8 protein-coding genes are annotated in these 8,940 nt (G+C 75.1%); 3 read left to right on the forward strand and 5 right to left on the reverse strand.

Annotation, left to right across the window (positions count from 1 at the left end; all coding sequences use genetic code 11):
- Positions 1-26 precede the first annotated feature (26 nt).
- Complete coding sequence (locus C1I99_RS25405; RefSeq protein ID WP_111136713.1) at positions 27-2,207, forward strand: RecQ family ATP-dependent DNA helicase; 2,181 nt, start codon at positions 27-29, stop codon at positions 2,205-2,207.
- Between the two features lie 121 nt (positions 2,208-2,328).
- Positions 2,329-3,285 carry a DUF8832 domain-containing protein gene (locus C1I99_RS25410; RefSeq protein ID WP_233512706.1) on the forward strand — a complete coding sequence of 319 codons (957 nt, stop codon included), beginning with the start codon at positions 2,329-2,331 and terminating at the stop codon, positions 3,283-3,285.
- Between the two features lie 7 nt (positions 3,286-3,292).
- On the opposite strand, the gene C1I99_RS25415 is transcribed toward C1I99_RS25410, so the two are convergent.
- From C1I99_RS25415 to C1I99_RS25425, 3 genes are all read right to left on the reverse strand, one after another.
- Positions 3,293-3,709, reverse strand: a complete 417-nt coding sequence (locus tag C1I99_RS25415; protein ID WP_199562387.1) for a helix-turn-helix domain-containing protein — start codon at positions 3,707-3,709, stop codon at positions 3,293-3,295.
- A 121-nt stretch (positions 3,710-3,830) separates the two neighbouring features.
- The gene (locus C1I99_RS25420) at positions 3,831-5,018 is read right to left on the reverse strand and encodes a class I SAM-dependent methyltransferase (RefSeq protein ID WP_111136715.1); all 1,188 of its coding nucleotides are present in this window, start codon (positions 5,016-5,018) and stop codon (positions 3,831-3,833) included.
- 186 nt (positions 5,019-5,204) lie between these two features.
- Complete coding sequence (locus tag C1I99_RS25425) at positions 5,205-6,866, reverse strand: DEAD/DEAH box helicase (protein WP_111136716.1); 1,662 nt, start codon at positions 6,864-6,866, stop codon at positions 5,205-5,207.
- A gap of 299 nt (positions 6,867-7,165) precedes the next feature.
- Between C1I99_RS25425 and C1I99_RS25430 the strand changes: the two genes are divergently transcribed.
- Complete coding sequence (locus tag C1I99_RS25430; RefSeq protein ID WP_111136717.1) at positions 7,166-7,819, forward strand: ferritin-like fold-containing protein; 654 nt, start codon at positions 7,166-7,168, stop codon at positions 7,817-7,819.
- Between the two features lie 234 nt (positions 7,820-8,053).
- Here C1I99_RS25430 and C1I99_RS25435 read toward each other — a convergent pair whose 3' ends face one another.
- Both C1I99_RS25435 and C1I99_RS25440 read right to left on the reverse strand, forming a co-directional pair.
- Positions 8,054-8,281 carry a DUF3107 domain-containing protein gene (locus tag C1I99_RS25435; RefSeq protein ID WP_111136718.1) on the reverse strand — a complete coding sequence of 76 codons (228 nt, stop codon included), beginning with the start codon at positions 8,279-8,281 and terminating at the stop codon, positions 8,054-8,056.
- 65 nt (positions 8,282-8,346) lie between these two features.
- Positions 8,347-8,940: TetR/AcrR family transcriptional regulator (locus C1I99_RS25440; RefSeq protein WP_111136719.1), on the reverse strand; the 594-nt coding region annotated here is incomplete at its 5' end.

An 8,940-nucleotide genomic window follows, 5' to 3' on the forward strand; every position in this document is an offset into this window, starting at 1 on the left:
GTCGGGGGCGCTGGTAGAAATGCCGGGTGAGGCAGGAGCGGGCGGCGGTACGGGAGCGGGCCGAGGCGGTGCTGCGGCGGCTGGCCGGCGAGCACGCGCGGCTGCGCGAGGACCAGTGGCGGGCGATCGAGGCGCTGGTGGTGGACCGGCGCCGGGTGCTCTGCGTGCAGCGCACCGGCTGGGGCAAGTCGGCGGTCTACTTCGTCGCCACCGCCCTGCTGCGCGAGCGAGGCGTCGCCGCCGAGGCGGGCGGCGGGTCGAGCCCTCCGGCCGGGCCGACGGTGATCGTCTCGCCGTTGCTGGCGCTGATGCGCAACCAGGTCGAGTCGGCCGCCCGGGCCGGCATCCGGGCCCGGACCATCAACTCCGCCAACCTGGACGAGTGGGACGAGATCACCGCCGAGATCCACGCCGGTGCGGTGGACGTGCTGCTGATCAGCCCGGAGCGGCTCAACAACCCGGACTTCCGCGACGGCGTGCTGCCGGAGCTCGCCGCCACCACCGGGCTGCTGGTGGTCGACGAGGCGCACTGCGTCTCCGACTGGGGGCACGACTTCCGGCCGGACTACCGCCGGCTGCGGACCTTCCTCGGCAACCTGCCCGACGGCACGCCGGTGCTGGCCACCACGGCCACCGCCAACGCCCGGGTCACCGCCGACGTGGCCGAGCAGCTCGGCACCGAGCTGGCCGGTCCGGCCGCGCGCCGCCCGGACGTGCTGGTGCTGCGGGGCAGCCTCGACCGGGAGTCGCTGCGGCTGGGCGTGGTCGACCTGCCGAGCCCCGCGCACCGGCTGGCCTGGCTCGCCGACCACCTGGAGCGGCTCCCCGGCTCGGGCATCGTCTACACGCTCACCGTGGCGGCGGCGGGGGAGACCGCCGAGTTCCTCCGCTCCCGGGGCTACGCCGTCGCCGCCTACACCGGTCAGGCCGAGGACGCCGACCGGCGGGCCGCCGAGCAGGACCTGCTCGACAACAAGATCAAGGCGCTGGTCGCCACGAGCGCGCTGGGCATGGGCTTCGACAAGCCGGACCTCGGCTTCGTGGTGCACCTCGGCGCGCCGCCCTCGCCGATCGCGTACTACCAGCAGGTCGGCCGGGCCGGCCGGGCCGTCGCGCACGCCGAGGTGCTGCTGCTGCCCGGCGCCGAGGACGCGGCCATCTGGCGCTACTTCGCCTCCCTCGCCTTCCCGCCGGAGGAGCAGGTCCGGGCCGTGCTGGCCGCCCTGCACACCGACCGGCCGCTCTCCACCCAGGCCCTGGAACCCATCGTCGACCTGCGCCGGGCCCGGCTGGAGCTGATGCTCAAGGTGCTCGACGTCGACGGCGCGGTCCGCCGGGTCCGCGGCGGCTGGCTCGCCACCGGCGAGCCGTGGGTCTACGACGAGGCCCGGTTGCGCCGCGTCGCCGCCGCGCGCACCGCCGAGCAGCAGGCCATGCGGGAGTACGCGACCACCCCTGGCTGCCGGCTGCGGTACCTGCGCGAGTGCCTCGACGACACCGCGGCGGCGGACTGCGGCCGGTGTGACTGCTGCGCCGGGCCGCTGTTCACCCCGGAGGTTCCGGCGACCGCGCTGACCGCCGCACAGACCTTCCTCGGTCGCCCCGGGGTGCAGATCCCGCCGAAGAAGCTCTGGCCGACCGGGCTGGACGCGGTCGGCGTACCGCTGAAGGGGCGAATCACCCCGGCGGAGCAGGCGCTGCCGGGGCGGGCGGTCGGCCGCCTGTCGGACCTCGGCTGGGGTGGCCGGCTGCGCGACCTGATCGGGCCGGAGGCGGCCGACCGTACCGTCCCCGACGACGTGGCGGCCGCCGTGGTCGAGGTGCTCAGGGCCTGGGCGCACGGCGACGACCCGTGGCCACGGCGGCCGGTCGCGGTGGTCGCGGTCGGCTCGCGGCGGCGGCCCCGGCTGGTCGCCTCGCTCGCCGAGCGGATCGCCACCGTCGGGCGGCTGCCGCTGCTCGGCCAGGTCACCCCGACCGGCCCGACCGGCGGCCCGCGCGGCAACAGCGCGCAGCGGGTACGCGCGCTGCACGACGCCGTCACCGTGCCGGTGGAACTGGCCGACGCCCTGGGCCGGCTGGACGGGCCGGTGCTGCTCGTCGACGACCTGGTCGACACGGGCTGGACCATGACGATGGTGGCCCGGGAGCTGCGCCGGGCCGGCGCGCCCGACGTGCTGCCCCTCGCCCTGGCCGTCGCCGGCTGACCCCGCCCGCGTCGTCGTCGGGCCGGGTTGGAAAGTTCCCGGGCCGGCCGGATTGCGACCGTCGCCACGGTGGCCCGCGACCTGGGCTGGAGTGGCCGGTCGCGGCGGTAACGTGGTCGCCATGACCGGTCAGCACGTCACCGAGCTGGACGCCGGCGTGCCCGACCAGGTCTCTGCCGTACCGGACCGGAGCACCGTCCGGCTGGCGCTGGTGGTTGGCGGGCTGGTCCTCGCCGTGCTGCTCGGCTTCGGGCTCGGCCGGATCAACGGCGGCGGCCCGTCGGCCGGGGCGGGCCTGGACGGCGCCCTCACCGACCACACCCACGCGCCCGGCACCGGCGGGCACGAGCACGGTGTCGGCCAGGCCGCGGCGGTCGAGGCGGGCGGCCTCGCGGTCAGTTCGGCCGGCTACACGCTCACCCCGCTGACCGGCGACTTCACCGCCGGTCGCCGGGGGGAGCTGCGGTTCCAGATCCGGGACGCGCAGCGCCGCCCGGTGACCCGGTTCGCGGTCGTGCACGACAAGCCGATGCACCTCATCGTGGTCCGCCGCGACCTGACCGGCTACCAGCACCTGCACCCGACCATGGCGGCGGACGGCACCTGGTCGGTGCCGGTGACCCTGCCGCAGCCCGGCGTCTGGCGGGCGTACGCCGACTTCACCGCGCTCGCCGACGACGGCCGGCAGGCGGCGGTGACGCTCGGGGTGGACCTGGTCGCGCCCGGCGGCTACCAGCCGCGACCGTTGCCGGCGGCGGCCACCTCGGTCACGGTCGACGGGTTCACCGTCGACTACCGGGGCTCCCCGCAGGCCGGGTTGACCGTGCCGCTGACCTTTCGGATCACCGCGGACGGCGCCACCACCGTCCCCGAGCGCTACCTCGGCGCGTACGGGCACCTGGTGGCGCTGCGCGAGGGGGATCTCGGCTACCTGCACGTCCATCCCGAGCCGGCGCTCGTCGACGGGGCGGTGACGTTCTGGCTGACCACCCCCGGCCCCGGCCGGTACCGGCTCTACCTGGACTTCCAGGTCGCCGGGGTGGTGCGGACCGCCGAGTTCACCGTCACGGTGGCCTGACCGCGGCTCACCCGGCGTGGCGGATTGGGCGGCGGGCCAGGTAGCGCAGCAGGTCGCGGATGTGGTGCTTCTCCTCGGCCGGCACCGACGGGTCGGCCAGCCGTTGCAGGATCACCCGGATGTCCGCCTCCACCGGGCCCTCGTCGGAGCGCCAGCGGGGTGCGGGGCCGGCGTCGGGCAGCCCGAGCGCCCGGAACGCGGCCGCGACGGGTAGGTCCAGTGCGGCGCAGAAGCCGCGCACCTTGGCCAGTTCGGGGTAGTCCTGCCAGTCACCCGCCAGCCAGCGGAAGACGGTGGAGCGACCGACACCCGTGTGGGACGCCAGGTCGGTGACGGTCCAGCCGCGCTCCTCGCGGGCGTCGTCGATGGCCCGCCGCACGAAGCGGGCGAACGCCATCTGCGGCGATACGTCTACCGGGCCCATTCCAGCGGGTCTTCCCCTCCCGACCGGCACCTGAGGGTGCGCCTCCGAGGGTAGTACGGGCCGGGGCGGAAACAATTGACTGATCGACCAGACCGTCCCGGGGGCGGGACTGCCGGGTGGATCAATCGGGGTGAATGGCGTGGGCGTCGGTGCCGCCGGGTGCCGGTCCGGCCGTCAGGAGCGTCTCCAGCCGGGGCGTGATCCGCCACTGGTCGACCAGGGCCCGGTAGTCGGCCCGCTGGGCGGCGGTCGGCGCCGCGCCGGTGCGGCGGGCCCGGATCAGCAGGTTGCGGGGTGTGTGCCGGGAGTCGACGAACTCCACCACCTCGGCCCGGTAGCCGTGCAGGCGCAGCAGCGCGGCCCGTAGCGCGTCGGTGAGGACGTCCGCGAAGCGCTCCCGCAGGATGCCCTGCCGGGTCAGCAGCTCGTACGGGGCGGGGGCGGGTCGCGTCCGCAACTGGGCCGCGACGTCGTGGTGGCAGCAGGGCGCGGCGAGCACCCAGCGGGCCCGCCAGCGCACCGCCCGGGCCAGCGCCTCGTCGGTCGCGGTGTCGCACGCGTGCAGCGCCAGAACGAGGTCCGGTGCCGGCTCGACGATCGCGCCGGCGATCGAGCCCGCGACGAAGCTCACCCGGTCGGCCCAGCCGAGCCGCTCGGCCAGCTCGGTGTTGCGGCGGCGCTGGTCCTCCCGCACGTCCACGCCGACCAGCTGAACGTCGAGGCCCCGCTGGGCGAGCCAGCGGTAGGCGGCGAAGGTCAGGTACGCGTTGCCGCAGCCCAGGTCGACCACCCGGAGCGGACCGGTGAGATCGTCGGGCAGGGTCGCCGCCAGCGCCCGCAGGAACGCGTCCACCTGCCGCCGCTTGGCGGCCGAGCCGCCGATCTCAGTGAAGATGGGGTCGCCCGGGTCGAGCAGGTACTCCTTCGCCCGGTCGTGGCCGCCCGGTTCGGCTTCCGTGCGGGTCGCGGCGGCCCGGTGCACCTGTGCCTCGCCGGATTTGGTCACCCGCAGTTGCAGCGTCGCGCCGGCCGTCTCCACGTGCCAGTTGCCGAACGGCTCGGCCAGCAGCGCATCCACCACCGCGTCCGCCTCCGGCCCCGCGGCGACGTTGCGGGTGTACGGCCGGGCGCCGTCGGAGGTGGAGATCTGTAGCCGCGGGCCGGCCTTGAGCGCGACCGGTCGCAGCTCGGCCCGGACCACCGAGGGACGGTGGCCGCGGCGCCGCCCGGCGGCGACCGCCCGGGTCAGCGTGGGGTCGAGCAGCAGCGCTCGGACCTCGGCCAGGGCGGCGTCCAACGGTTCGGGCATGACTCCATCTTCCTGCTCCCGGCAGAGCGAAGGGCGCACCGGGTGACCGGTCGGGTGGGTCCTGGCGTGGGAGCGGCGTGACCCGGGTGAGCGGCGGGCCGGCCACGGAGGCGACGGCGGGGCTGACGCGGACGTCCCCCGCGGCCCGGAGAATCCGGCGCGGGGGACGTCGTGGGTGTACGCGTGTCAGTCGGCGGTCGCCTCGGCCGGCGTACCGGCGGCGGAGCCACCACCGCCACCACGACGGCGCCGGCGGCGGCGCGGCTTGGGCGCCGCCTCGCCCTCGACACCGGCCGGCGCGGTGGAGCCGGCCTCGGCCGTGATCACCGCGGTCGGCTCGCCCGCGACCACTTCGCCGGCCCGGCGGCGCCGGCGACGTCGCGGGGTGCGGGTGTCCTCCTCCGCGGAACCGTCGGCGAGGGGCGCGGTGTCCGGCCCGGCGGCCGCCTCGGCGCGGTCCCGGCGGCCGTCGCCGCGGCTGCGGCCCTCGCCGCGCCGGGAACCCCGCCCGTCGCCCCGGCGGGACCGGCCACCGCCCAGGTCCTCCTCGACCTCGGCGGCCAGCCCGGCGCGGGTGCGCTCGGCCGTCGGCAGGGTGCCGGTGACCTCGGTGGAGATGTGCAGGTCGGTGTAGAGGTGCGGGGACGTGTGGTACGTCTCCGGCGGCTCCGGCATGTCCAGGCCCAGCGTCTTGTCGATGATCCGCCAGCGGGGCATGTCGTCCCAGTCGACGAAGGTCACCGCCACGCCGCTCGCCCCGGCCCGGCCGGTACGACCGATCCGGTGGGTGTAGGTGTCCTGGTCCTCGGGGCAGTCGTAGTTGATGACGTGGGTGACGCCGTTGACGTCCAGCCCCCGGGCGGCCACGTCGGTGGCGACCAGGATGTCGATCTTGCCGGCCCGGAAGGCCCGCAGTGCCCGCTCGCGCGCGCCCTGCCCGAGGTCACCGTGCACGGCAGCCACGGCGAAACCGCGGAAGTCGAGGTCCTCGGCCACCCGGTCGGCGGCGCGCTTGGTCCGGGTGAAGATCATGGTCAGCGCGCGCCCCTCGGCCTGCAGGATCCGCGCCACGATCTCGACCTTGTTCATCGAGTGGGTGCGGTAGACCAGCTGCTCGGTCTGCGGCGACGGGCCGGTCTCGGCGGTGTGGCCGGCGTGGATGGTCACCGGGTGGCGCAGGAAGCGCCGGGAGAGGGTGACGATCGGGTCCGGCATGGTCGCGGAGAAGAGCATGGTCTGCCGGTCCTCCGGCAGCATCGCCAGGATCCTCTCGACGTCGTCGAGGAAGCCCAGGTCGAGCATCCGGTCGGCCTCGTCGAGAACCAGCGCGTGCACCCGGTCGAGCCGCAGGTGCTTCTGCTTGGCCAGGTCGAGCAGCCGGCCGGGCGTGCCGACCAGGATCTCCACGCCCTTGCGGAGCGCGTCGATCTGCGGTTCGTACGCCACGCCGCCGTAGATCGGCAGCACCCGTACGCCGCGGAGCCGCCCCGCGGCCTGCAGGTCCTTGGCGACCTGGATGCCCAGCTCGCGGGTCGGTACGACGACCAGCGCCTGCGGCACGCCGGCGCCGCCCTCGCTTGGCGCGAACACCCGCTCCAGCAGCGGTACGCCGAAGCCGAGGGTCTTGCCGGTGCCGGTGGGCGCCTGGCCGATCAGGTCGGTGCCGCGCAGCGCGATCGGGAGCGCGTACTCCTGGATGGCGAAGGCGCGGGTGATGCCGGCCGCGGCCAGCGCGTCGACGGTCTCCTGACGCGCGCCGAGCTCGGCGAAGGTGGGTGCCTCCGGTCGTACCGGGGCGGTGGGGGCCAGTTCCTGGCCGTCCATGAGGTCTTGGGTCAGTTCGCTCATCTGGATCTGGGGGTGCCCTCTCGTGGGTGCGCCCCGTCATGTCCTCAGGGCGCGGTCGGTATGGCGCGGGCCACACGGTCGGCGGCAGAATGCCGAGCCGGACCGGGCCGCACGCGCGCCGCGGATCGGATCGCGACCTGATCGAACATCGGTCGGTCGAAGCCCACGGCAACTGCTCTATCCTACCTGAACCGGCCCGAGGCCGTCCTGATTCCGGATGGGCGCCCCTTCACCGGGGGTAACCGGTGTGAGCCAGGCCACTTTCCCCGCCGCGGGCCGACGGGCGGTAGCCTGCGCTCGTGCCCGCCCCCACCACGCCCACGCCCGCCGTCGTCGACCTGCTCGGTCTGGTCGCCCTCGGCGAGCTGCTCGCCTTTGACCGGATGGCCGCCGACGCCCGGCTCGCCCCCGACCTGCGCCGCCGCGCCGCGCTGAGTGAGATGGCCGCGGCCGAGATCGGCAACTACCGGCGACTGGCCGACCGGCTCGCCGCGCTCGACGTGCCGCCGGACGACGCGATGGCGCCGTACGTCGGGCCGCTGCAGGCGTACCACGACTCGACCGAGCCGAAGGACTGGGCGGAGGCGGTGACCAAGGCGTACGTCGGCGACGCGATCACCGACGACTTCCTCCGCGAGATCGCCGGCACGCTGGACGGGCCGGACCGCCAACTCGTCCTCGACGTGCTCCACGAGTCCCGGTACGCCGACTTCGCCGCCGCCGAGATCCGGGTCGCCATCGAGGCCGACCCCAGGGTGGCCAACCGGCTGTCGATGTGGGCCCGCCGGCTGGTCGGCGAGGCGCTGTCGCAGGCGGGTCGGGTCGCCGCCGCCGACCGGGGCCCACTCACCGCGCTCATCGCGCAGGGGGAACAGGTGGACGTGCAGGGGCTGTTCCGGCGGCTGACCGCCGCGCACACCGCGCGGATGGCCGCCGTAGGCCTGAACAACTGAGCAGTCGGCGGCCGGTCGGGCGGTCGCGCCCGGGTCGCTACGCCAATGCCCTCGCCCGGCGACGGTTCCGGCCGTCGGCCGTGCCCAAGTCGCGACGCCGATGCCCTCGCCCGGGTCGCGACGCCGATGCCCCCCTGTCTGGGTGGCGACGCCGATGCCATCGTGTCCGGCGTCGCGCGGCCGGTGCTTCCGCGACGGGTGACAGCGGCACCCGCCGCGGGCGGCAGGGTGTGACTAGCGGACGGTGAACCCGACCGCGCGCGGCGACGCCTCGGCGATCTCGACGTAGGCGACCTTGTTGACCGGCACGATGATCCGCCGGCCCTTCTCGTCGGTGAGGGAGAGCGTCCCCTCGTCCTTAGCGATGGCGTCGGTCACGATCCGCTCGATCTCGGCCGGCGACTGCGCGCTCTCCAGAACCAGCTCGCGGGGCGCGTACTGCACGCCGATCTTGACCTCCACTGTGCCTCCTCGTCTGGGCGAAAGAGCCGCCGATGGGAAGGCTATCCGATCTCGCGGCGCGATGTTCAGGCTGACTCACCTTGCAGCGGGAAGCTGGCGATGCCCCGCCAGGAGAGCGCCGCCACCAGCGCCTCCGCCTCGGCCTTGGGCACCTGCCGGCCGCCGGCCAGCCAGAACTGCGCGGCGGTCTCGGCCGCGCCGACCAGGCCGGAGGCGAGCAGCTCGGCGTGCGCCCGGCTGACGCCGGTGTCCGAGATGATGGTGTCGGTGATCGCCGCGATGCAGCCCTGCTCGACCCGCTCCACGCGCTGCCGCACGGCCGGGTCGTTGCGCAGGTCGGACTCGAAGACCAGGCGGAAGGCCTCGCTCTCGTGGTCGACGAAGTCGAAGTACGCGCGGACCGAGGCGCTGACCCGCTCCTTGTTGTCGCTGGTGCCGCGCATGGCGTCGTGCACCTTGGCGACGATCGCGTCGCAGTGCGTGTCCAGCAGCGCGAGGTAGAGCTCCATCTTGCCCGGGAAGTGCTGGTAGAGCACCGGCTTGGAGACCCCCGCCCGCTCGGCGATGTCATCCATCGCGGCCGCGTGGTAGCCCTGGGCGACGAACACCTCCTGGGCGGCGGCGAGCAGCTGCTTGCGGCGCGCGGAGCGGGGCAGGCG

This window comes from Micromonospora deserti (assembly GCF_003236335.1).
Lineage (GTDB): Bacteria > Actinomycetota > Actinomycetes > Mycobacteriales > Micromonosporaceae > Micromonospora > Micromonospora deserti.